Genomic DNA, 25,196 nt, shown 5'->3' with positions numbered 1-25,196 from the left:
TACTGATGCTCTGTTTTCTGTTTGGTATCCTGGGACAGGTTACTGCAACCTCGCCTTCCGGTGAGTGGATGGAGCAGCAGGCCGATCAGCTTCCCAAGGATCAGGTGGAGAAATACTGGGATCAACTGATGCAACAATACGGTGGTTTCTTCCCGGATGGGAAGACCCCTTCCTTCATGGATATGTTAATCCCCGGCAATGAAGGGTTCAGCCTGAAATCGGTGTTTGTGGCGATCGGAACCTTCATGCTGCATGAAATTTTATATAATGGCAAACTTCTGGTCACGATTGTGATGTTAAGTGTACTCAGCATGATTCTGGAGACGCTTCAGACCGCATTTGAGAAAAATAATATTAGCAAAATCGCCTATTCCATCTGTTATATGGTCATCATCATCATTGCAATTAACAGCTTCAGTGTGGCGATTGGATACGCCAAGGATGCCATAACTGGCATGATCAACTTCATGATGGCCATGGTTCCGTTGTTATTCACACTGCTTGCGTCCATGGGTAATGTCATCACCGTCTCGGTGACACATCCACTCATCATTTTCATGATTCATCTGGTGAGTACGTTGATTCACTTGCTGGTATTCCCGTTACTCTTCTTCTCGGCTGTACTGCATCTCGTCAGTTCATTGTCTGACAAGTACAAGCTGACACAGCTGGCAGACCTCCTGCGCAATATTAGTGTGGCACTGCTGGGTATCCTGCTGACGATGTTTTTGGGTGTAATCTCGGTGCAGGGAGCATCGGGATCGGTAGCGGATGGGGTCAGCCTGAAGGCCGCCAAATACATCGCAGGAAACTTTGTCCCTGTCGTGGGCAGAACATTTGCGGATGCGACGGATACGGTAATTACAGCTTCTTTACTTGTCAAAAATGCAATTGGACTCACCGGGGTGATCATCATTTTGTTTCTATGTGCTTTTCCGGCACTCAAAATCCTGGCTCTTGCCTTGATATACAACGTAACTGGTGCCATTATGCAACCGCTAGGAGACACCCCGATTGTAGGATGCCTCCAGGCCATCGGCAAGAGCATGATCTACGTATTTGCGGCGCTCGCAGCCGTCGGGCTGATGTTTTTCCTGGCCATTACCATCCTGCTGACCGCGGGAAATCTGACTGTCATGATGCGCTGAATGTATGTTGGCAAGAAAGGGGATGGAAAGGATGGGGTGGCTGAGCAACTGGCTCCAGGAATTGATTATGATCGTTCTGCTGGCGACCTTTGTGGATATGCTGTTGCCCAATCGATCCATGGAACGTTATGTCAAGCTTGTGCTGAGCCTTCTCATCCTGCTGACCCTTTTATCACCCATAACCAAGCTGCTCAAAAGTGATCCGGTTGGCGAACTGAAACGGGCAATGTCGGCAATGGATGCTCCAGCGGATGGAAATGCAACACTCGAACAGATATTAGCTCAGGGCAAGCGGCTGCAATCCAATGAACAGGAACAATCCTTACAATGGACAGCTAAAGAACTGGCTAATGTCATGAAAGGCCAGATTGAAGAAACAACAGGAGCCAAGGTGCGGTCCGTAGAGGTACAGCTGACCATGAGTAAATATGAAACTCAGATGGAAGCTGCCTCATCAGTCGAACTGCCTGTAATCCAGCGTGTATTGGTCGAGATGGCCGGAGAGGGTGCAGGAGGAGAAGTGAAGGCAGGGCAGCAAGAAATCGCTGCAAATACACAACCCATATTTGGTACAAACACAGAATCCGAGAAGGATGAAACACATCAAATACAGCAGCCCATCCAGATCGGTCAGATTGAAGTGCCTGATGTACAGATTGATGTGAGTAGAGGGCAACGTGATGAAAATGAAGTGTCTTCGGAGCCTGTTATACGTGATCAGGCAGATGAGACGAAGCAGCAAGGTGAGACATCCACACGGTCCGAGCATGCGGTGCAGATTATTACATTGTTGACTGAAAAGTGGGATGTTGATGCGAACAACGTTCAAGTGACAGAACCCAAAAGTGCTGAAGTGCTCTGAGAAGGAGGGTGTCCGATGAAACAATGGTTCAAAAAGATGGAAACCTGGATGGGTGGCGGAGAGGGTGGGGCGAGGCGAAGTCAAACCTTCCGCTGGCTGATTATCCTGGGTTTGATCGGGGTGGGAATCATGCTGTTCAATTCCTTCGTCAATGTCAAAAAAATTGATTCCGAAAATATCGGTCGGGAACCACCGGACCCGGCAACATCCATGGCATCCATACAGAGTGATCCGTCAGAACAGAATCCTTTTCAGGCAATCGAAATTGCATTTGAAGACAAAATCAAAGGTGTGCTGGAAAACATTGTTGGTGTGGGAACGGTTGATGTGATGGTTACCGTGGATTCCACAGAAGAATTGGTCGTTCAGCGGAACGTGAAGGATTCTCAGCAACTTACCGAAGAAACGGATGCTAACGGGGGCAAACGACATATGACGCAATATACCCGTGATGGCGAGATTATTACGTACGAAATATCAGGGGATCAGACACCTATAGTGACCAAAAAGCTCAAACCGCAGATTCGTGGGGTGCTTGTGGTTGCGAGGGGTGCAGAGAACAAGGTTGTGAAGGACCTGATAACCGATGCTGTGGAAAAAGGACTGAATGTGGCAGCCTACCGGATCTCGGTTGTACCGCGCAAACAAGACTAATCTGATGTGTTGAATCACAAGATTCAATTCTCATAAGATTGAAGCCAATTTGAGGAGGAAGTTCTAATGAATAACAAACGTCAAACGGTATGGCTCGTTTCCATGCTGAGTCTGATGGTCATTTTGTCCGCGTATTATCTGTTCACTGAGGATTCCGGTCCAGTCAACGCGCCGGTGGCTGACAGTCAGCAAGTGGATGGAATCAAGCAAGGGGAAGCCAAGGAGACGGCAGGCATTCTTGATCCTACAGAAGGTTTGGTTGTGAATGAAGTGGTGAATAGCGGCGAAGTTGAAAGTGATCCAAATGCGGCTGGCGCTGTGGAAGAACCGGCGGCTACGGAAGGTAAAGAAGCTGGAAATGCAGAGAAAACACCTGCTGTCGAACCAGGCGAGAATAAGGGTGAGGCAGGCAAAGAAACCAACAAAGAGACCGACAAAGGCGCAACAACTACACCCGAGACAGACGGTCAGGCAGGCGGCACCGCTACCAAGACAGATGAGGAAGTCCTCAAGGAAATGGAAGAGCAGAATACGACAGCATCTGCAAGCAGCCAGTTCCAGAACTACCAGTGGCAACGTGAGGAAAGCAACAATCGCAAGTATGAGGAACTGATGACCGTGGCAGGTGATCTGAGCAAAACGCCAGAGGAGAATGCCAAAGCAACGGAGCAACTCCGTACACTGGAAGAAAAAGAAGCTAAAATCACTGGCATTGAGGAGACGCTCTCTCAACAGTTCGCTAATGCGATCGTTCAAGAAGATTCCGACAAGTATAAAGTTGTGGTCCTCAGTGACAAACTGGATGTAAAACAGGCGGTATCCATTGTGGATCTGGTGATGAAAGAATTGGCGGTTTCACAGAACAAAATCAGTGTGCAATACGTCACAGAACAGTAATCCAAAATGATGGAAATGCAGTCCCGGGAGCTGGTTGTACTCTCGGGCTCTTTCCATTTTTAATGATTATGATATAATACATAAAGCCATATGACCGTCCTAGTGAGACTGGCATGATGCCGAAGGAGTGAATAATGGAAATGTTTAAATTGAGTGAGATCAAAGAACTGATTAAACTGGTAGATGAAAGTTCCGTTCAAGAGTTGGAAATTGAAAATGAAGGATCACGGTTATCAATCCGCAAACCGGGCAAAACGGAGTATGTTCAAGCAGCTGCTGTGCAACCGCAAATGATTGCTGCTCCGCAAGTACAGCCGGCCGCAGTGGTAAGTGAAGCTGCACCGCAGGTCGATACTACAAGTCATTTACATAAAATTGTATCTCCGATGGTAGGTACTTTTTACAGAGCTTCCTCGCCGGAAGTGGGTCCTTTTGTGAGCGCTGGTGATAAAGTTGTTGAGAAAACAACGGTATGTATCATCGAAGCTATGAAGCTGATGAACGAGCTTGATGCGGACATCAAGGGAGAAATCGTTGAAGTGCTGGTTGAGAACGGACAGCTGGTCGAGTATGGGCAGCCCCTTTTCCTGGTGAAACCGGAATAACCGTTATAGCTGGTTAACAGCTAACCGCATGAGCTTCGAAGGAGGACAAAACGAAATGAAATTTCAAAAAATACTGATTGCGAACCGTGGAGAGATTGCGGTACGTATTATTCGTGCCTGCCGTGAAATCGGCATCTCAACGGTAGCCGTCTATTCGGAAGCGGACAAGGATTCTCTGCATGTTCGTCTTGCAGATGAGGCTTATTGTATCGGACCGACACTGTCTAAGGACAGTTACCTCAACTTCACAAACCTGATGAGTGTAGCTACGCTGACGGAATGTGATGCAATCCATCCTGGATACGGTTTTTTGGCGGAAAATGCTGATTTTGCAGAAATTTGTGAGTCTTGCAATATTACGTTTATTGGACCTTCTCCTGAAGCCATCACCAAAATGGGTGACAAGGCTGTTGCCAAACAGACGATGAAAGATGCAGGTGTACCTGTTATTCCTGGATCAGACGGCCTTGTTGAAAATATGGATGAAGCCATCATGATTGCTAGAGATATCGGATATCCTATCATTATCAAAGCTACTGCTGGTGGCGGAGGTAAGGGAATCCGTATTGCCGAAGATGAAGAAACGCTGATTAAGCAGATTACCGCTGCTCAGCAGGAAGCACAAAAGGCATTTGGCAATGCAGGTGTATATCTGGAGAAATTCCTGACAGGCATGAAACACGTGGAAATTCAGATCATTGCTGATAAACACGGAAATGCAGCACATCTGGGAGAGCGTGATTGCTCGGTTCAGCGTCGTCGCCAGAAATTGGTAGAGGAAGCGCCGTGTCCGATTCTCTCCGAAGATGTGCGTACATTGATGGGTGAAGCTGCGGTACGGGCTGCCCTTGCTGTGGATTACTCGGGAGCGGGTACATTGGAGTTCCTGCTCAGCCCGAACGGCGAGTTCTATTTCATGGAGATGAATACGCGTATTCAGGTAGAGCACCCGGTAACTGAGATGGTTACTGGCGTGGATCTGATCCGTGAGATGATCTCGGTAGCTGAAGGCAACCCACTTTCATTCCGTCAGGAAGACGTGGTTATCAATGGCTGGTCCATTGAATGTCGTATCAATGCAGAAGATCCGGACCGTAACTTTATGCCATCCCCAGGCAAAATCGGATTCTACCTTGCACCGGGAGGACCTGGTGTTCGTGTAGATAGTGCTGCTTATCCGGGTTATACCATTTCACCTTTCTATGACTCCATGATCGCAAAATTGATCGTGTGGGGAGCGAATCGTGAAGAGGCGATTGCCAAGATGAAGCGTGCGCTTGGGGAATTTGCGATTGAAGGCATATCCACAACCATTCCTTTCCATCAGAAATTGCTGGAGCACCCAACGTTCATTCGTGGTGACTTTGATATCAAATTTCTTGAGGAAAACGAGATTTAAAAGGTATATTGGGCTTGTTTGTCATAATGTAGCCCAAATGATATAGTATGAATAATAAGAGCGCATGTCTCCTGCAAAGGATAAGCCCGCACCTCGCGGATGTTTGCAGGAGTTCCGGTAAAGCCGGACCGGAAGGGTTCTGAAGGTTGATTAACCTGAGTCCAGCGCCCTGACGGATGGCCGCAAACTTATCTCGCGAAAGGTGTGTTGAACAGTTATGAGTACACTACCGACTGAATTTGAACGAACGGATATCGGTGAAATCCAGATCGCACCTGAAGTTATTGAAGTGATTGCTGGATTGGCGACCCTTGAAGTGAAAGGTGTTGCAGGCATGAGTGGCGGATTCGCTGGCGGATTTGCTGAATTGCTTGGTCGCAAAAACCTTTCCAAAGGCGTTAAAGTTGAAGTGGGCCAACGTGAAGCGGCAGTTGATGTTTCCGTAATTATCGAGTACGGATACCGTCTGCCACAAGTAGCTACGGAGATTCAACAGAACGTGAAACGTTCCATCGAGAACATGACAGGATTGAATGTGAATGAAGTGAATGTGCACATTCATGACGTTCAGTTCAAGAGCACCGAGAAAGTGGAAGAGATCGACCTGAACAGTCAGCGCGTAAAATAAAAGAAGACAGATTCCCCCGGCATCATCTGCCGGGGGTTATCCCGTCTTGGACAGGTCTTCATTATAGCGAAAGCTAGATGAGGATCTGATTTTTTGCTAGTGAACTGGTTAAGTAATGTTAGTGAGCAAGGGAGGCTGTGCAGTTCGTGGCTAAAATACTGGATCGGCTTCTGTTGTTTATATACAGCATAAGCGTTGGAGCAATATCGGCAGCCGTCATTCTTCTGATTAGCGGTGTGCTGCCTTACGAATTGAATTACCAGCAGGAACAAAACGTTATTGTTGCGTCTGTTATTGCAGCAGCGATTTTGTTTATCCTGAGTTTGCGATTTTTCTACATCTCGGTTCGACGTGAGCGTGCATCGTTGCCGTCTGTAGATCAACGTACTGAGTTTGGTGATGTACAGATTTCGATGGAGACGATTGAGAATCTCTGTTTGAAGGCAACTTCCCGTTTCCGGGGAGTACGTGATGTCAAGGCACGCATACGCGTGGTTGAGTCAGGACTGGAGATTATGATCCGTGCGGTAGTGGATGGTGAGAAACCTATTCCTGCGCTGACTTCTGATCTGCAAAAGGCGATACATGATCATGTACAAGAGATTACGGGCATCCCGGTTTCTTTTGTCACGGTGTATATCGCTAATGTAACCCAGTCGCCTAACTACAAGAGTCGAGTGGAATGAGGTGAGTTTCACTGATGCTGTGGAAAGAGATTTGGGATAGTCACAGAGGCCGAATTACCGGAATTATCGGCGGCATCTTTTTTGGATTTCTTTATGTATGGATCGGTTTTTGGGATATGTTGTTCTTTGCACTCTTGGTGTTCATCGGTTATACATTAGGCAGACGAAGCGATTCAAAGCTGGGTTCGTTCATTCCCTGGAGGGAGTGGGGGCAATGGCTTGGCGATCGCTGGCGTCCGTTTAAGTGACCTACCTGAACCCTGCAATATGTTTCTTCCGAAAATAGAGCTGTAGTTTAGGTTGCCCGTTTTTTGGAGGAAACGTATTGCAGGTTTTTTTGTGAAAAGGGATAACAATAACAATACCATGGAAGCCATTGATTCAACCGATACTGGATTTGATGAGATGGATGCATGGATTATAAAATAAGCATGATGACGCTCCAGACGGAGCGCTGCAGGAGGCAGGACATGAAAAGACGTTTGGCAAGGGAAATTGCAGTACAAAGTCTGTATCAGATGGAAATGAATGAGGTGGGTGCAGCAGAAGCTGTAAACATGTTGATCAATGAAGCCGCTGAAGATAATGAAACTGAAGTAGTTATCCGTGATGCAGATGTAATGCGTACTTATGTTACTGAGATTGTACAAGGAGCCTGGAACAATAAGGAAGCCATTGACGGGCTGCTTGTTGATTATTTGAAAGGTTGGCAGATTAGCCGTCTGTCACGTGTAGATCGCCAGATTCTACGACTGTCTACGTATGAAATGGTGTTTCGTGATGACATTCCGGCAAAAGTATCTGTCAATGAAGCAATTGAGTTGTCCAAATATTTTGGTACAGAAGAATCCGGTAAGTTCGTCAATGGCGTACTTGGACGCATGATTCAGGAAGTTGACGCGATTAAAGCAAAATTATCTTAAGTTATGATTAACTATTTGAACAACCTCTAAATTTATATTCACATAAGGGAGAGAGAGTACAATGACAGCATCTATTATTAACGGTAAAGAAGTATCCCAAGAGATCCGCGCAAGCATGACAACAGAAGTAAAACAGCTTAGCGAACAGGGGGTAGTACCTGGTCTGGCTGTTGTGCTCGTCGGGGAAGATCCGGCATCCCAAGTATATGTGCGTAATAAAGAAAAAGCATGTCACGACCTCGGTTTCTACTCTGAAGTGCATCGCTTGGATGCAGACACGTCCCAAGAGGATCTGCTTGCGCTGGTGGACAAGCTGAACAATCAACAATCCATTAACGGAATTTTGGTTCAACTCCCATTACCGAAACATATCGAAGAGAAAGCGGTCATTGATGCAATTGCCGTGGATAAAGACGTAGACGGATTCCATCCAGTCAATGTTGGTAATCTTGTTATTGGTGACGATAGTCTGCTTCCATGTACCCCAGCGGGTGTAATTGAGCTGATCAAACGTACTGGACTGGAAATGTCCGGTAAACATGCAGTGGTCATCGGAAGAAGCAACATTGTCGGCAAACCGGTATCGCTGTTACTGCAACGTGAGAATGCGACGGTAACCATGTGTCATTCCCGTACAGCCAACATGAAAGAAATTACGCGTCAGGCGGACATTTTAGTTGTAGCCATCGGCCGTGCTAATTTTGTGGATGCTGATTTTGTGAAACCGGGTGCTGTGGTTATTGATGTCGGCATGAACCGTTTGGAGAATGGCAAACTGGCAGGAGACGTCGATTTCGAGAGCGTGAAAGAAGTTTCTGGTCCAATTACACCCGTTCCTGGTGGTGTTGGTCCGATGACAATCACAATGCTGATGCAAAATACATTGATCGCTGCCAAGCGCGCTCACGGATTGGCCTAGGGTTTTGTCTGTGGCAGATCAGAAGATATACTCCATCAAAGACCTGAACCGATACATCCGGATGAAACTGGAATCGGATCAGGTCCTGTCGGACGTCTGGCTGCGCGGGGAGATTTCGAATTTCACGCATCACTCCAGCGGCCATATGTATTTTACATTGAAGGACAAGGACAGCCGAATCAAGTCAATAATGTTTGCGTCCCATAACCAGCGATTACCCTTTGTACCGAAGGAGGGTGCAAGGGTTATTGCCCGTGGTAATGTCTCGGTATATGAACGGGATGGGCAGTATCAATTCTACGCTACCCATATGCAGCCGGACGGAATTGGAAGTCTGTATCTGGCTTACGAACAGCTGAAGAAAAAGCTCGAGGGTGAAGGGTTATTTTCACCTTCGCGAAAAAGACAGATCCCTCGTTATCCACAGACCATCGGGGTTGTAACTTCACCGACGGGAGCGGCGGTGCGAGACATCATGATCACACTTCAGCGTAGATACCCTTCTGCCAAAGTTGTTTTGTATCCTGTTCTGGTACAAGGCAAAGGTGCAGCACCTTCCATCGTCAAAGCGATTGCCAACTTGAACCGGATGGGAGAAGCTGACGTACTTATCGTTGGACGCGGAGGCGGTTCACTGGAGGAGTTGTGGGCCTTTAATGAGGAGATTGTGGCAAGAGCAATAGTTGCTTCGGATATTCCTGTCATTTCTGCGGTTGGGCACGAAACGGACTTCACTATTGCTGATTTTGCAGCCGATTTGCGTGCGGCTACACCTACAGCAGCTGCTGAATTAGCTGTACCTAATCGAGCTGAGTTGCTTGATCAGATTGGACAACGTCAGCGCCAGTTACAGCATAGCTTGCGTCAGCGTGCTGTACATAATCGCGAACGGCTCGCAAGATTACAGCGTTCGCCAGTGCTGGTTCATCCAAGACGTACCTTGATGCAGCATACGGAACGACTGGATATGATGCACCAACGGCTTTTGAGAACAGTGGATACGCGTATGAAATGGACAGGAGAGAAGCAGGAGCGTCTGAGGGCAGCACTGCAACGATTCAATCCTCGTGAGCAGGTCAATGCAGCACGCCGTGAGAATGCGGCAGCACGCAGACAACTTGAACTTGCGATCAGGTCTATAACCAGATCGAAGCAGCAACAGTGGAAATCATCTGTGCGGCATCTGGATGCGCTTAGCCCACTTAAAGTCATGTCACGGGGATATAGCCTTGTCTATGACGAGCAAGAACAGCGATTGATCAAGTCAACGAAGGATGTACAGCCTGGAGATTCAATTAAGATTAAATTAACAGACGGACAGCTGGACTGTCAGGTTTGGGTAATGAAGGAGGACGACAATACCCATGGCGAATGAACCGGAATTGAATTTTGAAGAGGCAATGGCGGCATTGGAAGACATCGTAGGTCAGCTGGAACATGGTGATGTTCCGTTGGAACAGGCCATCGATCTGTTTCAGCGCGGGATGAAACTTTCGCAACTTTGCGGTTTGAAGCTGGAACAAGTGGAACGCAAGATCGAAATGATCGTAGAAGAAGATGGAGAGCTTCGCAAGAAGCCTTTCGGAACTGCTGACGATGAGAGCGGTGAAGTCCATGAGTAATCGTCCTTCGTTTCAAGCATACCTCGAAGAGGTCACAGCTGAGGTGACGGAAGCGTTGAAACATACGCTTCCCGATCACTGGGATGTACCCCAATCGCTGACGGATGCGATGCAGTACTCACTCATGGCCGGAGGCAAACGCCTTCGTCCTCTTCTGGTCGTTGCTGCGGCGGAAGCCTTCGGTGCACAGCGTACAGCTGCAATGCCGGTAGCCTGCGCCGTGGAGATGGTTCATACGTATTCACTGATCCACGACGACCTGCCTGCTATGGATAATGATGATTACCGTAGAGGAAAATTAACCAATCACAAGGTATATGGTGAGGCAACAGCCATATTGGCAGGGGATGCGCTGTTAACCCATGCTTTTTATAGCATTGTTCAAGCTGGACGCCGTAGTGGTGTGGCGGCAGATGCGTTGCTGTCCATCGTAGAGGACATGTCCGAACTTGCTGGAGCAAGAGGGATGGTCGGCGGTCAAGTTGCGGATATGGAAGGCGAGCAGGGCATGACTGATCTTGCACAGCTCCAATATATTCATTTGCACAAAACGGGTGACCTGATTGTTTTCTCACTCATTGCTGGAGCACGAATCGGTGGAGCAACGGAAGGACAATTGGAAGCACTGCGTGTGTTTGGACGTGATCTGGGGCTGGCGTTCCAGATTCAGGATGATATTCTCGACCTGACGGGCGACGAGCAGAAGATGGGCAAGAAAACACAGAGCGATGTGAATCAGCAGAAGGTAACGTATCCTTATTTTATCGGCATGGAGGCTTCTGTAGAGGAAGTGAAATCCCTTACCCAATCTGCAAAAGATGCACTTGAAAGAGCCGAGTTACCTGATTCATCCAGATTGCTGGAAATTGCGGATTATCTGATGAGTCGTGACCATTAGATTCTGACGGAGCGGTCTGTTTCAAAACCTGTATAACCGTGTAATGAATGTAATGTCCTTTTTCCGAGTGGATGGAAAAAGTCTGTCCCGAATGGATGCGGGAATACATATGGAGAAGAATTTTAAATAACTTGCTGGCGAGAATGCTCGTTATCGGGAGTATAGTGCAGTAAATTATGATTCTTGTTCTTTTATGTTATAATGATTTAATGTCATTTGATTCATAATGTATATATCGATTTACAACAATAACTAAACAATCTAGGAAAGCGGGGAGATTCTCGTGCTGCTTCCACAAATTAAACAACCCAGTGATCTAAAGTCGATGTCTCAGGATGATCTTGCCCTTTTGTCGGCAGAGATCCGGCAGTTTCTGATTGAGAAGCTGTCTGTTACAGGTGGGCATCTCGCACCCAACTTAGGCGTGGTTGAGCTCACGGTAGCCCTGCATTACTGCTATAACAGTCCAGCAGACAAAATGATTTTTGATGTAGGGCATCAGGCTTATGTGCATAAAGTCCTGACAGGGCGTATGGATCGCTTTGATACATTGCGTCAACATAACGGCCTGTGCGGGTTTGTCAAACGCAACGAAAGTGAACATGATGTATGGGAAGCTGGACACAGCAGTACTTCATTGTCCGCTGCGATGGGGATGGCTCTTGCACGTGATCTGAAGGGTGAGAACAACCAAGTTATCGCGATGATTGGTGATGGAGCGCTTACAGGTGGTATGGCTTTTGAGGCCCTTAATCATATCGGTCATGAGCAGAGAAAACTGATGGTTATTCTGAATGATAATGAAATGTCCATTGCTCCAAATGTTGGGGCCATGCATAAATATTTGAGCAAGATTCGTTCGGATCGTCATTATCTGAAAGCGAAAGATGATGTCGAGGGGATGCTTAAAAAAATTCCTGCTATTGGGGACCGTTTGGCCAAATCGGCAAGCTGGATCAAAGATAGTGTCAAATATATGATGGTACCAGGTGTTCTTTTCGAAGAACTGGGCTTCACGTATTTGGGACCGATTGATGGGCACGATATTCCCAAATTGATTGAAACCTTCAAACAGGCAGATAACGTTGATGGTCCTGTGCTCGTTCACGTGCTTACGACCAAAGGCAAAGGTTATCAGCCAGCAGAAGCTGATTCGCACAAGTGGCACGGGATTTCTCCGTACAAAATTGAATCTGGGCAAGTGCTGAAGGCAGTCGGAAAACCGATGTACACGGAAGTGTTTGGTCAAACACTAATTGATCTTGCGAAGCAGGATAAGCGGGTCGTAGCTGTAACGCCAGCAATGCCTACAGGATCAGGTCTCATCCCTTTTAGTAAGGAATTCCCTGACCGCATGATTGACGTAGGGATCGCAGAACAGCATGCGGCAACCATGTGTGCTGCACTGGCTATGGAAGGCTTGAAGCCGGTCTTTGCCGTGTATTCTACGTTTATGCAACGTGCATATGATCAGATCGTACATGATATTTGCCGACATAACGCTAATGTGATGTTTGCCATTGACCGTGCCGGGTTTGTTGGTCCGGATGGGGAAACACATCAAGGGGTATATGATGTGGCATTTATGCGCCATATTCCAAATATCGTTCTGATGATGCCAAAAGACGAAAATGAATTGCGTCACATGATGAAAACGGCGCTTGATTATAATGAAGGTCCAATTGCTTACCGTTATCCGCGAAACAATGTGGTTGGTGTACCTCTGGATGATGTACTTGTTCCGATTCCGATCGGATCATGGGAGCAACTGCGTCCATCCGAAGGATATGCTGTCATCGCTTCAGGGTCGATGGTACAGCTTGCAGAAGAAGCAGCAGAGATGGTGAAGCGGGAAGGGATTACAGCAGGCGTAATCAACGCTCGCTTCCTCAAACCTCTGGATGAGCAAATGCTGCGTGACCTAGCTGTTCGAGGCACCAAATTGATTATACTTGAAGAAGCATCCCAAGCAGGTAGCATGGGAAGTGCGGTTCTGGAATTCTACGCAGAACAGGGACTGCATGACGTACATGTGCAACTGATGGGGATTCCGGATCGTTTCATCGAGCATGGCAGTATTAAGGAACAACGTGAGGAAGTGGGTCTTACCGTTGAAAATGTATGTGCTGAACTGCGCAAGATGGCTGTTCAATCATCTTACGGCATACCCAAAACACGTTTTCCTTCGTAAATTTACATGATAGGAGACAGACATGTCACTCCCGAAAGAACGAATTGATGTTCTGCTGGTTGAGCAGGGCTATTATGAAAGTCGTGAGAAGGCAAAAGCTGCAATCATGGCTGGACTGGTATATGCCAATAATGAGCCAATCGAAAAGGCGGGCATGAAAATTCCAAGGGAAGCCGAGCTGAAAGTTAAAGGCTCGGTACATCCCTACGTCGGCAGAGGCGGATTGAAGCTCGAAAAAGCGATCCGTCATTTCGGCCTTGATATGAATGGACTTGTCATGCTCGACATTGGTTCATCCACCGGTGGATTTACGGATTGTGCACTTCAGCATGGCGCGTCTCACGTCTACGCTATTGATGTGGGGTATAATCAGCTCGACTGGTCTTTGCGTAATGATGAACGGGTTACTGTAATGGAACGAACCAATTTCCGCTATGTGACTCCTGAAGATCTGGCAGGTCCCGTACCGAACTTTGCGAGCATTGATGTGTCGTTCATTTCACTGCGAATCATATTGCCGCCACTTCTGGCTCTTTTGAAACAACCTGCAGATATCGTTGCATTGATTAAACCGCAATTTGAGGCAGGGCGTGAAAAAGTAGGCAAGTCCGGTGTGGTACGTGATACGAAGGTACACAAGGATGTATTGCAGACGATGCTTCATTTTGCCAGTCAACTTGGTTTGCATCTGCAGAATTTAACTTTTTCACCGATAACCGGTGGAGAAGGTAATATCGAATTTCTCGCACATTGGCGTCTGGAAGCACCAGAGGCAACACAACCAGAGATCGATCCAGCTTCACTTGACGCACTTGCAGAGCAAGTTGCAAAGGAAGCAGCTCATACATTTAAGGGAAACTCATCATAAGATGGGTTTCTTTTCGCTGGAAAGGTGATTGATGTAAAGGGAAATCGTTACTGAACCTCGAATATGTCTTCGAGGTGAGCGATAATGGATGGTCAATATGACACAATCGTTATAGGTGTACTTGCTGTCTGTTTGATCTTGTGGTTGTTCTTTGGCTTACGTAATTGGGTGAATCGACCGATGCCAGTAAGCTTGTCTGGAATGCAACTGAACGTGAAGATTCAGGATTCCCCGGCATTGGACTTGCTTGAAGCACAGGGTTACGAAGTCATTGGTGGCAAAATGAAAGTCCCTCTGGCTTTTGAGGCCAATGAATCCATTTATTACAGCAGATTATTCATTGATTATGTTGCAGAACGTGAGGATCTCAGATACCTGGTGAAAACGTCTCGTCGCAGACAGCCAATTGAAATGACCGGCCCTGCGCTAAGGGATCGCTTCCTCAATTATCTGTTGTTATATCCTGGCTGTGAAGGATTGCTGTATGTTGACGTGGAGGATTCCGATATTAAGTTAATCAGGCTCATGGACTATCAGGAAGATGTGTATGATGGGGATGATCTGGACTAATATAAAAGAATGAACATTGCAGGGCAAAGTCTGCGGCGAATTACAAATGCTGCTTTATTGCAATACATTTAACTGGAGGCATGTATGAAAGGACAAAGGCACATCAAGATTCGTGAAATCATTAGTCAAAATGAAATTGAGACCCAGGATGATCTGGTTGAAGCACTACGCAAATCAGGTTTTCAGGTGACTCAGGCGACGGTATCCCGGGATATCAAGGAACTTCTGTTAATCAAGATTCCAATGGATGACGGAAGATACAAATACTCTTTGCCAACAGATCAACGATATAATCCGATTCAAAAGTTGAAGCGTGCACTCGTTGACAACTTCTTGCACATTGATCACACAAACAATCTAGTTGTGATGAAATGTCTGCCAGGAACAGCCAACTCCATTGCAGCTTTGCTTGATAATATTGAGTGGAATGAAGTCATGGGCACGATCTGTGGAGATGATACCATTCTGATTATCTGCCGGACTGAAGGTAACAGCGTGACCGTTATTGAACGCATCATGGGTTATATTGCTTAAAGTGCGTGTTCAAAAAGATCGGTTTTCAGTACCGAGAAGATGGGATGAAGCTAGAAATGGAGTAGCGGAGCGTAGGGAAAACTATGTGAGCAACGGACATTTCGGCTAAATTCCATATTCGATGCTGATGATGCCACCAGGCATCCTTTGTAATCAAAAGCGGACTTTTTGAACAACCTCTTGAATCAATGGTTCAAAAACATAATTTCTGAGTTAGTCATCCGGAGGTGTTTTTGCAGATGTTAGTTACGTTATCGATTCGAAATCTGGCTGTGGTGGAAGAAGTGGACGTTGTATTCCATCCGGGATTCCATGTACTTTCAGGGGAAACGGGTGCAGGAAAGTCGATTATTATAGATGCACTTGGCTTAATTGCTGGTGGACGAAGTTCAGCGGATCTGATCCGGTACGGCTGTGACAAGGCAGAGATGGAAGCCTTGTTCGAGATGGAGCAGAGTCATCCGGTATGGCAGACATTGGAGAAGCTGGGTATCCATTGTGAGCCTGAAGAGCATCTGGTCATTCGACGTGAACTGAACACACAGGGGAAGAGTACGTCCCGCATTAATGGACAGTTGGTCAATCTGACCATGCTGCGGGAAGTAGGCGAGAAGCTGATCAATATTCATGGACAACATGAACATCAGAGTTTGCTGCGTGCAGAGAGCCATCTGGGGCTTCTCGATACTTATGGCTCGGAAGTCATCGGACCTGTCAAAGCGACGTATCAAGAGCGTTACAGCAAGTTTATCACGGCGGAAAAGGAACTGCGTGCGCTTCAGGAGTCCAGTCAGCGGGCATATCAACTCTTGGACATGTATCGCTTTCAGCTTGAGGAGATCGCAGCGGCAAGCCTTACACGAGGCGAGGATGAATTACTCGGGGAAGAACGGGTCAAACTATCCCATAGTGAGAAAATGATGGACAGTGTTGCTGGTGCATATGATCTGCTCAGTGGTCAACGCGGACTTGAAGCTGTGAGCATTGCCCTTTCAAGAATTGAAGACATTTCTGGATATGATAACAAAGGACTGCAACCAATCGTAGAACAGCTTCAATCCGCATTTTATCAATTGGAAGATGCGACATTTCAGTTAAGGGATTACCGGGAGAAGATTGAATTTAATCCGGCAAGGTTGGAAGAAGTGGAGCAAAGGCTGAATCTGATTTCTGGCCTCAGACGGAAATACGGGGACAGTGTTGAAGTTATTCTGAGTTATTATGAGCAGATTAGCCATGAAACCGACCAACTGGAGAACAAGGACGAACGGCTGGAGAAATTGCGAGCTGAACGTGACAAAATGCTTAACCTTGTGATGGAGTCTGCTGAAGAGCTCAGCAAGGTTCGCAAACAATGCGCCGAGGAACTTGCTGCACAGGTGGAAAGCGAGCTCAAGGATCTGCAAATGGAGCGGACTACACTGCGTGTTCAGATAACTCCTTTCGAAGATCCAAAGGGCATTGAATGGAATGGACGTCGTATTCGTCTGAATCGTCAGGGTGCGGACAATGCGGAATTCCTGATCTCACCGAACCCGGGCGAGCCATTACGACCACTTGGCAAGATTGCTTCAGGTGGTGAGTTGTCGAGAATGATGCTGGCGATGAAGAGTATCTTTGCGCGACATGACCGGATACCTGTATTGATTTTTGATGAAGTTGATACAGGAGTTAGCGGTAGAGCAGCTCAATCTATTGCGGAAAAACTGTTCCGCTTGTCTTCGACTTGTCAGGTTTTCTCAATAACGCACTTACCACAAGTGGCTTGTATGGCAGATCATCAGTATCTCATTGAGAAACATGTCTACGATGGACGGACGATGACGCAGGTGGAATCGCTGTCAGACGAAGGCAGAGTGAAGGAATTGGCACGTATGCTGGGCGGCGTGGAAATTACAGAAAAAACATTGCATCACGCACAGGAAATGCTGAATTTGGCGGAAGCCAAAAAAGGGTGAAACGGACGGCTGGCGTAATGATTGACAGTAATAAAAGCCTGGGGGCGAGGTTATCTTAAAGGTACGCAATTGGCGACCACCTTTCGTCAAGCGAAAGAAGCAAAGGGAGTGTGACAGCCATTGAATTCCCCCCTCAGGAAGAAATTGCTAGGTCTTTTATTTGCCTTCTTTCTTTGTGTGATTAGCCAGGCCATTCAGCCTGTGCAAAGTTTTGCTTCACTGCCGGATGAATTACAGGTGTTTGCTGGCAGGCAAGCGGATGTCCGGCTCGCTGTACCTGCTGCTTCAAGCGCCGTTGTAGATCGTCCTGATATCGTTGGTTTGGATGATCGGGCAGCGATGCATGTTACCAGGCAACAACCTTTGCATCTTCACCCCCAACAGACGGGACATGCCAAATTAACGTTGAAATTGTGGGGTAAAATTCCGGTCAAAACAGTCCATGTGAATGTGATACCGGATTTGCGTGTTGTACCCGGTGGTCAAACGATTGGCGTTAAAGTTAAATCGGCAGGCATTCTGGTGGTAGGTCATCATCTGGTCCATTCTGGGCAGGATGAGCGTGTATCGCCAGGAGAAACGGCTGGCATTAAGCTCGGAGATCTGATTACGCATATGGATGGTAAACGCCTTGATGGCGTGGCAGGTGTCTCTGAAGCCGTTGAACTTGCAGGTAAAAGTAAAAAAGGTATTGATGTTGTGTTAAAACGTGGTAAGGAAACGGTGAAGACACGATTAACTCCGGCGTATGACTCCGAGGATCAAGCGTGGAGGCTTGGATTGTACATTCGTGATTCTGCAGCCGGTGTTGGCACACTTACCTTCTATGCTCCAGATCAGGGCGTATACGGCGCACTGGGCCATGTGATTACAGACATGAACACACAAACATCTATTGTTGTGGGTAGTGGTCAGATTGTTCAGTCCAATGTGACGTCCATTTCTAAAAGTGAGACCGGTGATCCCGGTGAAAAACGTGCTCATTTCCTCAAGGAAAGCAAAATTTTGGGCAATATTGAACGTAATACGGCTTTTGGTATCTTTGGTAAAATGTCCGGAAATCCTGAGCACAGTCTGTATTCGAAAGGCATTCCCGTAGCTTTTTCTCATGAAGTCAAGGAAGGACCGGCCGAAATACTTACCGTGGTTGACGGTCAACAAGTTGAACGCTTCTCCATTGACATTGTTCATGTGGCAGATCAAACCGAACCAGCAACAAAAGGTCTGGTGCTTCGAATCACGGACCCGAAACTGCTGGATAAGACCGGAGGTATCGTTCAAGGGATGAGTGGCAGCCCCATTGTACAAAATGGTAAGTTGATTGGTGCAGTTACTCATGTATTCGTGAATGATCCCAAATCGGGTTACGGTTGCTTCATTGAATGGATGTTACAAGATGCTGGCGTTATGATGAAGAAGGAAAACGATAAGAACCTCAAGGCTGGCTAAACAGCCCTGAGGTTCTTTTTTGTCGAAAGCAAACATAATATATCGGATAATGAAATAAATTATTTATTATATAGGATCAAGAAAAAAAAATAAAGAAAAATAATTTTCGACAGGAGGAATTTAACTGGCTGTGTCGAAAATTAAACGTGTAAGGAAATGTACGAAACGATGTTTAATTTAAAGGAGGATACCGTTTTGCAAAAAATTGAGGTATTGCTGGCCGATGATAATCGTGAATTTACGAATTTGCTTGCCGAATATATATCTGAGCAGGAAGATATGGAAGTAACCGGTATTGCATACAATGGAGAAGAAGTACTGCAATTGCTGGAGCAAACTCGGGATGTGCCGGATGTATTGATTCTGGATATTATCATGCCTCACCTGGACGGACTGGGTGTGCTTGAGCGCTTGCGCGACCTGAACCTGTCTCCACAGCCTAAAGTCATTATGCTTACGGCATTCGGACAAGAGAATATCACACAGCGTGCCGTGCAACTCGGAGCTTCTTATTATATTCTTAAGCCGTTTGACATGGAAGTGCTTGCGAATCGTGTGCGTCAACTGGTGGGAACACAGACGGCGATGTCCACAAGTAGCGGATCATCCATGTTCATGAAATCATCCAATGTTGTGCCAATGGGCAAACACAAAAATCTGGATGCAAATATTACGTCCATCATACATGAAATCGGCGTTCCTGCGCATATTAAAGGATATCAGTATTTGCGCGAAGCCATTACGATGGTGTATAACAATATCGAAATTTTGGGAGCCATCACCAAAACACTGTATCCGGCGATTGCCGAAAAATTCAAAACCACGCCGTCCCGCGTCGAACGTGCCATCCGTCATGCCATTGAAGTGGCATGGACTCGCGGTAACATCGACAGCATCAGCCACTTGTTTGGTTACACGATCAATATCAGCAAGTCGAAGCCGACAAACTCGGAATTCATTGCGATGGTTGCTGATAAGCTGAGAATTGAGCATAAGGTAAGCTGAAAGGATCAGGAGTTGTGAGCTGGCAAGTATAGTTTGGATTCAGTTTTGATTCTAACCAAATGACATTTCATGCCGATAAACTTCTGTAATATATGCCAACGAATACCGTCAATTATTGGATTAAAGATATCCAGTAAAGGACGGTATTTTTATGAATGATAATGAATTTCAGTTAGATAACTTTATGCTATACTGTTCATTCCAAAATCTTTATCGTAAGACCTTGTCTAGCTACGAGCAAACGCTGAAGGTACTGTCAGGGAATATCCATCTTATAAAAGAAACAAAAATGGTTAAAAAACAATATTCTGATGCAGTTTAATTTGTTTATGTGAAGTATGCTAAATATAGTTGGAACTTTAAGTTTTTATGAATAAATTGCGAAATCGAATTATATCAGGTGTTTTAAGAGATTTATTTATATAATATGGATATTATAAGGCCCTTAGTGTCGTCTAATCCATATTAGACAACACTTTTGAGGGACTAGGGGAGGGGCGTTAGATCATAATGACATTCTTTTTTTACAATTGACACTTCCACCGCGACGGGCTGATTTGTCTAGAAAATCATGCCTACTAATAAAATAGCTCTTTCAATGTGAAAGAGCATCAAAAGTGGTTATAGTTTAATTGCACAGATAAGTATCGTCACCGTTTTGGTTCCCAAAATACCGGAGACGGTAACCTTCTTTATAACGTGCTATCACTTTGTCAATTAATTGATCATTTTCAAAATAAATGTGACCAGTTAAATAGAGAGCTACCAGATACTCTTCAAATAGTAAGTTTCCCAGAACCATCTGTTCCTTGGGTATCTCTATTTGTAGTACACTTATCTCAACACATAGCATGTGAGAAAAACCCTGTATTGTTGAATTTATGATCCAAGCAAATTCTAAAGGCTCATAAATTTCCTCTTTGTTGTTCAGTTTTAATAGTTCAATAATTCCGCGCTTGTCTTTGAACACATACGCAGCAATAGCTTGATCGAAGTCAGCATAAGGATCACTACTTAAATTTGAGAAAAGGCTAAGATCCACTTTCTCAGCGTGATATTTATTGGTCAGGTGATCGTGAATTTGCTCTAATGAAAAAGGATTTGGTATATTTAGGGTGAGATATCGCTCATATAGTTGTTGTATGTTAATATGCAATTCTTCTTCATCCTCTTCTCTTAAATTAATTAGGTTAAGAAGACAACTTCATGCAATTGCTGAAGTTGTCTCGAAATATAGCATTTAGTTCTGGAGATGGTATATGTATTTCTAGAATATCATATGCTTTACGTTAATTGCTCATTATTTTGGTTTTGGTATCTGTCCCATTTGACCTTCAGTTCCTTGAAAAATATGTCCTGAGCGAACTCCGTTTGACTTCTCTCCATGGAAATGCCAAAAATAGCGAGTATCATTATAATTTTTCTTGGAATGATTTTCTGAGATGATTTTTCCATTTTTACCTGCAAATTTAGCTGCGAGAATTCTACCGTCATTATAACTTGGTGTCCAAACTTCACCATATGGGCTAGAAATGATTGAAAAAGCTTGGTCATCTGTCAATGGGGCACCAACATACAGGTTTAGTTTATCGTATTTAACTCTATAATATTTAGGTTTATCTTTCTGTTTGCTCTTTGTGAGTTCACTCACAAACGCTTTAGCTTCTACAAAGCCTTCGATAACAGTTACTCCAACAGCGGCTCCAGCAGCCAGCCAAACTATAACTTTTCCGATTTCCCAACCAACCCAAGGGAGTACCCATGCTACTTTCGACTCTTCAAGTGGAACATCTTCTCCAATAATATCAAAGTCGCCAATGTTTACATTATGGTAGTTTTCATTAGACGGAGATTCTGCAACGTTACTCTGACTTTGACTTTCATCGTCTGTGGTGCGTGCATCCTCTGTGATATTTGAGCTTTCATCAGCAACAGTTTCTGGAACAATATTATCCTCTGTGCTGGTTACAACTTCTTGATCACTTTGCAACTTTTCTACACCTGCGGCTAACGAATAAGATTGTGCACCAGTTACAGCAAATAATAAGAAAGCCATAGTTAGAGCAGTAATACGGAAAAACGATTTTAAAGATGCCTTTTTAAACAATTAAATTCCCTCCGAAATTTTTTATTTACACCATCTCCAAAATGGGTTATCGATTCTATATAGTTAATATTAGAACCAATAATTAGGAGTATAATGCAGGCGACATTAATAAGCAATGATAGTAATAATACGTATTATTTGGTAATGTAAAAATTTATTGGGTATTAATTTACATAAGGAAAAATGTAGCTGTTCCAATTTTCACAATTTCAGTTATCTACTAAGCATGATTTTGGCTTTTGTTGTACAAGATTTAATAAATCTTAAATAGAATTAATTCTGTGAATTGTTTTCTCGCAACGCATCTGGTAGAATTTAATAAAGTATGGGATGGTGAGCAATCTCCTTTTGTAACAAGGAGGAAATTAATCTATGCAATATTACAAGAAAGTATTCTTTTTTGTGAGGAAGATTATGGAAAGTAGATTAAAGGATGTTTTAAGGATCAAGACAACAACAACAGTAAAAACAACAAGAACAACGGAAACAGTGACAACAACAAGAACAACAACAAGAAGGTTGAGATTGTAGTCACATTCTTCTCTTAGCCTAAAACACAAAATATCAAATGGTCATTGCTCACCTGTAATTCCCTTTTCAAAAGGGCAACAGGTGAGCAATATAATAAAATAATACAATGAGAAGACCGCTGATGTTTTAAATTGGCGGTCTTTTTGTCCACTATAGAGCAGTATTTAATGAAGTTGGACTAATGAATGAAAGCCAATGAAAACATTAATGTTGATAAAAATGAATTTACAACGCTAGAAAATATTGAAGTGGAGGGATATTGAAATAACACGTCTTCGAGAATGAGAGATCGTTCGTCTATTGTATGTGTAACGATCGTTGCATTAAGGGAATCCGAAAAACTGAGTCTGTTGGAGTGTCCTAGTGGTAAGAATGCGATTTAAAGGATAAATGAAGTTACTGGTTTAGGAATAACAAGGGGCATGATAAAAGGAAATCTATCAAATGGAAAAAGGTTTGATAACAAAGAGTATTCTATTTTGATTATAGGGAAAGAAAGCTTAATGGGTACTCCAGAAATCATGGGAGTACTGAGATCCACGAAGAGAAACATAATAGTCTTATTGCTTGCCCGAATGGTAGCGTTACAAAAATTATACCTACATAGATGAAAAGGATTCTGTACGTATCGATTGGATAGATGAAGAAAAGACAATCAATTATGTGAATATAATACAAGGAGATGTATTGTTCAAGTGTGGATATACATTTACAGGACTGAATCCTGGTACGAGCTGTTCTCTTGGAGTAAAGGCTTTTGATACCAGTGGGAATATATCAATTATGACGCAGCACGGAGCAACTACAATGCCAACGAATACCGTCATTTTATTGGATTGAAGATATCCAATAATTGACGGTATTTTTGCATAACGAAATAACACAGATCATGGGGATAAAAATTATCTTTCATAAACTTTTACCCTCAGTTAACGCTTTTTCAAGTAAAAAGTGGTACGATGTGACCATTGACAAAGACCTACATATATATTTAAAAAGTTGGATTAGATGCTACGAACAGAGGAGTAGAATAGTATGTTTACGCAAATAGGCCAGATTGCTGAACCAATTCCTGTAGTACAATCTGATACAAAATGTGATATCGTCTATCATCTTTTCAAGTCCAATCCTAGTCTGGAAGGTATAGCTGTTATGGGAGAGAAGGGTGTGTCATTAATGATGCGGCCCCAATTCTTTCAGCAGATAGGCACCCAGTACGGCTATAATCTGTATATGGGACGTCCTGTAGAACTGGTGATGAACACGCAGGCACTGGTCGTGGATTATTCGGAACAGATTACAGATGTCAGTGTTCTAGCCATGGACCGAGATGAAGGGGAGATATATGATCTTGTGTTGGTCACGTCAGGGGAAAGTTTCTTTGGAGCTGTGAGTATTCGACGTTTGCTACTCGCTGTTGCTGATGTACGGGCTGAAATGGCGATTTTTATGAACCCGCTGACTGGTCTTCCAGGTAATCATATCATAGATGAAAGGCTGTCTCAGGCTCTTCAGATGGACCATTTTAGCGTATTGTACGTTGATCTCGATCAATTCAAATCCTACAATGATAGCTACGGCTTCAAAATGGGGGATCAGCTTATTCAGGCGACAGCTAACTTGCTTCGCAAGTTATTTGTTCCCCCTGAAGCTTTTCTTGGACATATTGGTGGGGATGATTTTATTACGATCCTGAATCACCATGATTACAAACATATTAGTGAGGAAGTCATCTCAGATTTTGAGGAAATGAAAAAGACGTTTTATAACGAACATGATTGGCATCATCAATATGTTCTGGGGGAAGGACGTTCCGGGCTAAATCGGCCCATTCCTCTTGTGTCGGTATCCATCGCCGTTGTAACCAATAACAAGCGAAAATATGAAAACATAGATCAGATTATTGATGAGGCCACACGCATCAAAAAAGGTTGTAAAGCGATTGCTGGCAGTATCATTTGTGCAAATGATACAACTGGTACTCCGTGTTAAAGATAAGAAATACTCATAGTAACTACAGCTACAAACGTTAAAGATACAAGAAAAACCGCTATTTATCAGGAGTTAGTCACCTGTAATAGCGGTTTATCTATTATGTGATGCGAGTCGATTGTTTTGTTGCGAAAACACGTCAACCTCATTATGTATACATATAAGTATGTTTGAACAAAGGGTACTCAGATTCGAATATCGACGGATGGATATGAAGCAGCAGGAGATGCAGAAGCCGTAGTTTGTGGACCATTTCCTGATTCCTGATCTGTGGTTCCGCCATCTGATGGGTGCTCTTTACTTCCCGTTTTCTTTTCGTTAATAATCTCCTGATCTTCTTCCCCAGGTGCTGCAGAGATGGGAGGTTGGACCGATTCTTTAGGCGCGGATTGATGGATCTCTTCTACCAATTCCCCAATCTTCTGATTGACCTTGTTTAATTGGGAGTTGATGTCCTGGACGGTCTCTCGCCTTGCCTGAAAGACGGTGCGTTCTGAATTTTCCAGCATCATTGATTTGCCAAGATCGAGATCATTTGCGGGATGATTGATCTCCAGAACAAGTCGGTCGAAGCGGGTTTCTCCTTCGGTGGTCTGAATGGAGCCCTGCATGCGATCCCGCAAACCGACCAACTTACTCAATTGGCAGCGTGGTTTACGGAGATCTCTGAATCAAAATAAGCGTAACAAGGAATTGTCGAGATGAAATACAATTCCACTCTAAATTTCAGTTGATAATGAAAATTATTAT

The 25,196-nt window shown here is 44.7% G+C and carries 26 protein-coding genes; 23 read left to right on the top strand and 3 right to left on the bottom strand.

All coding sequences use genetic code 11. From position 1 onward, the window contains the following. The first annotated feature begins 5 nt into the window (after positions 1-5). The 21 genes from spoIIIAE (at position 6) to spo0A (ending at position 19,816) form a co-directional block, all read left to right on the top strand. A complete protein-coding gene (gene spoIIIAE / locus MHB43_RS21220; RefSeq protein ID WP_397376270.1) occupies positions 6-1,148 on the top strand; it encodes a stage III sporulation protein AE in 1,143 nt (380 codons plus the stop codon). 31 nt (positions 1,149-1,179) lie between these two features. Next, entirely contained in the window at positions 1,180-2,010 is an 831-nt protein-coding gene (gene spoIIIAF / locus MHB43_RS21215; RefSeq protein ID WP_339304866.1) for a stage III sporulation protein AF, read from the top strand. A gap of 15 nt (positions 2,011-2,025) precedes the next feature. Further along, positions 2,026-2,664, top strand: coding sequence for a stage III sporulation protein AG (gene spoIIIAG / locus MHB43_RS21210; RefSeq protein WP_221822130.1), 639 nt, complete (start codon positions 2,026-2,028; stop codon positions 2,662-2,664). Between the two features lie 66 nt (positions 2,665-2,730). Then, positions 2,731-3,561, top strand: a complete 831-nt coding sequence (locus MHB43_RS21205) for a SpoIIIAH-like family protein (protein WP_221822122.1) — start codon at positions 2,731-2,733, stop codon at positions 3,559-3,561. 140 nt (positions 3,562-3,701) lie between these two features. Further along, complete coding sequence (accB, locus tag MHB43_RS21200) at positions 3,702-4,166, top strand: acetyl-CoA carboxylase biotin carboxyl carrier protein (RefSeq protein ID WP_221822234.1); 465 nt, start codon at positions 3,702-3,704, stop codon at positions 4,164-4,166. A 55-nt stretch (positions 4,167-4,221) separates the two neighbouring features. Then, positions 4,222-5,565, top strand: coding sequence for an acetyl-CoA carboxylase biotin carboxylase subunit (gene accC / locus MHB43_RS21195; RefSeq protein WP_036614375.1), 1,344 nt, complete (start codon positions 4,222-4,224; stop codon positions 5,563-5,565). A 217-nt stretch (positions 5,566-5,782) separates the two neighbouring features. Next, positions 5,783-6,193 carry an Asp23/Gls24 family envelope stress response protein gene (locus MHB43_RS21190; protein ID WP_017687593.1) on the top strand — a complete coding sequence of 137 codons (411 nt, stop codon included), beginning with the start codon at positions 5,783-5,785 and terminating at the stop codon, positions 6,191-6,193. A 146-nt stretch (positions 6,194-6,339) separates the two neighbouring features. Next, positions 6,340-6,879, top strand: a complete 540-nt coding sequence (gene amaP / locus MHB43_RS21185; RefSeq protein ID WP_405117926.1) for an alkaline shock response membrane anchor protein AmaP — start codon at positions 6,340-6,342, stop codon at positions 6,877-6,879. 14 nt (positions 6,880-6,893) lie between these two features. Then, positions 6,894-7,127, top strand: a complete 234-nt coding sequence (locus MHB43_RS21180; RefSeq protein ID WP_339304863.1) for a DUF2273 domain-containing protein — start codon at positions 6,894-6,896, stop codon at positions 7,125-7,127. 222 nt (positions 7,128-7,349) lie between these two features. Beyond that, positions 7,350-7,802, top strand: a complete 453-nt coding sequence (gene nusB, locus MHB43_RS21175) for a transcription antitermination factor NusB (protein ID WP_017687596.1) — start codon at positions 7,350-7,352, stop codon at positions 7,800-7,802. 61 nt (positions 7,803-7,863) lie between these two features. Beyond that, positions 7,864-8,721 (top strand): bifunctional methylenetetrahydrofolate dehydrogenase/methenyltetrahydrofolate cyclohydrolase FolD, encoded by an 858-nt coding sequence (gene folD, locus MHB43_RS21170; protein ID WP_017687597.1) that lies wholly within the window; start codon positions 7,864-7,866, stop codon positions 8,719-8,721. 10 nt (positions 8,722-8,731) lie between these two features. Further along, positions 8,732-10,096, top strand: a complete 1,365-nt coding sequence (xseA, locus tag MHB43_RS21165; protein ID WP_339177634.1) for an exodeoxyribonuclease VII large subunit — start codon at positions 8,732-8,734, stop codon at positions 10,094-10,096. Beyond that, a complete protein-coding gene (xseB, locus tag MHB43_RS21160; RefSeq protein WP_017687599.1) occupies positions 10,086-10,343 on the top strand; it encodes an exodeoxyribonuclease VII small subunit in 258 nt (85 codons plus the stop codon). The genes xseA and xseB overlap by 11 nt, the downstream gene beginning before the upstream one ends. Beyond that, positions 10,336-11,241, top strand: coding sequence for a polyprenyl synthetase family protein (locus MHB43_RS21155; protein WP_405117925.1), 906 nt, complete (start codon positions 10,336-10,338; stop codon positions 11,239-11,241). Before xseB ends, MHB43_RS21155 begins: the two co-directional genes overlap by 8 nt. A gap of 283 nt (positions 11,242-11,524) precedes the next feature. Further along, complete coding sequence (gene dxs / locus MHB43_RS21150) at positions 11,525-13,432, top strand: 1-deoxy-D-xylulose-5-phosphate synthase (protein ID WP_237174549.1); 1,908 nt, start codon at positions 11,525-11,527, stop codon at positions 13,430-13,432. Positions 13,433-13,454: 22 nt separating this feature from the next. Beyond that, entirely contained in the window at positions 13,455-14,300 is an 846-nt protein-coding gene (locus tag MHB43_RS21145; RefSeq protein WP_237174550.1) for a TlyA family RNA methyltransferase, read from the top strand. An 84-nt stretch (positions 14,301-14,384) separates the two neighbouring features. Further along, on the top strand, positions 14,385-14,870 hold the full coding sequence (locus tag MHB43_RS21140; RefSeq protein WP_339177624.1) for a hypothetical protein: 486 nt from the start codon (positions 14,385-14,387) through the stop codon (positions 14,868-14,870). 84 nt (positions 14,871-14,954) lie between these two features. After that, positions 14,955-15,404 carry a transcriptional regulator AhrC/ArgR gene (ahrC, locus tag MHB43_RS21135; protein WP_017687604.1) on the top strand — a complete coding sequence of 150 codons (450 nt, stop codon included), beginning with the start codon at positions 14,955-14,957 and terminating at the stop codon, positions 15,402-15,404. Positions 15,405-15,643: 239 nt separating this feature from the next. Then, positions 15,644-17,362 (top strand): DNA repair protein RecN, encoded by a 1,719-nt coding sequence (gene recN, locus MHB43_RS21130; protein WP_076215806.1) that lies wholly within the window; start codon positions 15,644-15,646, stop codon positions 17,360-17,362. A gap of 120 nt (positions 17,363-17,482) precedes the next feature. After that, a complete protein-coding gene (spoIVB, locus tag MHB43_RS21125; RefSeq protein ID WP_339177621.1) occupies positions 17,483-18,811 on the top strand; it encodes a SpoIVB peptidase in 1,329 nt (442 codons plus the stop codon). 195 nt (positions 18,812-19,006) lie between these two features. Then, on the top strand, positions 19,007-19,816 hold the full coding sequence (spo0A, locus tag MHB43_RS21120; RefSeq protein ID WP_036614349.1) for a sporulation transcription factor Spo0A: 810 nt from the start codon (positions 19,007-19,009) through the stop codon (positions 19,814-19,816). 628 nt (positions 19,817-20,444) lie between these two features. Here spo0A and MHB43_RS21115 read toward each other — a convergent pair. Together MHB43_RS21115 and MHB43_RS21110 are read right to left on the bottom strand one after the other, a co-directional pair. After that, positions 20,445-20,972, bottom strand: coding sequence for a pyruvate kinase (locus MHB43_RS21115; RefSeq protein ID WP_100527191.1), 528 nt, complete (start codon positions 20,970-20,972; stop codon positions 20,445-20,447). A 144-nt stretch (positions 20,973-21,116) separates the two neighbouring features. Then, complete coding sequence (locus MHB43_RS21110) at positions 21,117-21,923, bottom strand: hypothetical protein (RefSeq protein ID WP_339177617.1); 807 nt, start codon at positions 21,921-21,923, stop codon at positions 21,117-21,119. A 372-nt stretch (positions 21,924-22,295) separates the two neighbouring features. On the opposite strand from MHB43_RS21110, the gene MHB43_RS21105 reads away from it, so the two are divergent. Together MHB43_RS21105 and MHB43_RS21100 are read left to right on the top strand one after the other, a co-directional pair. Continuing rightward, positions 22,296-22,454, top strand: a complete 159-nt coding sequence (locus MHB43_RS21105; RefSeq protein ID WP_339177615.1) for a hypothetical protein — start codon at positions 22,296-22,298, stop codon at positions 22,452-22,454. Between the two features lie 1,035 nt (positions 22,455-23,489). After that, complete coding sequence (locus MHB43_RS21100) at positions 23,490-24,446, top strand: GGDEF domain-containing protein (RefSeq protein WP_339177613.1); 957 nt, start codon at positions 23,490-23,492, stop codon at positions 24,444-24,446. A 185-nt stretch (positions 24,447-24,631) separates the two neighbouring features. Here MHB43_RS21100 and MHB43_RS21095 read toward each other — a convergent pair whose 3' ends face one another. After that, entirely contained in the window at positions 24,632-25,087 is a 456-nt protein-coding gene (locus MHB43_RS21095) for a hypothetical protein (protein ID WP_405117924.1), read from the bottom strand. Between the last annotated feature and the right edge of the window lie 109 nt (positions 25,088-25,196).

The sequence above is a fragment of the Paenibacillus sp. FSL H8-0317 genome (genome assembly GCF_045040685.1).
Classification (GTDB): Bacteria; Bacillota; Bacilli; order Paenibacillales; family Paenibacillaceae; genus Paenibacillus.
Note: the sequence above shows the minus strand (reverse complement) of the source record. Positions and strands in the feature narration are given on the sequence as shown.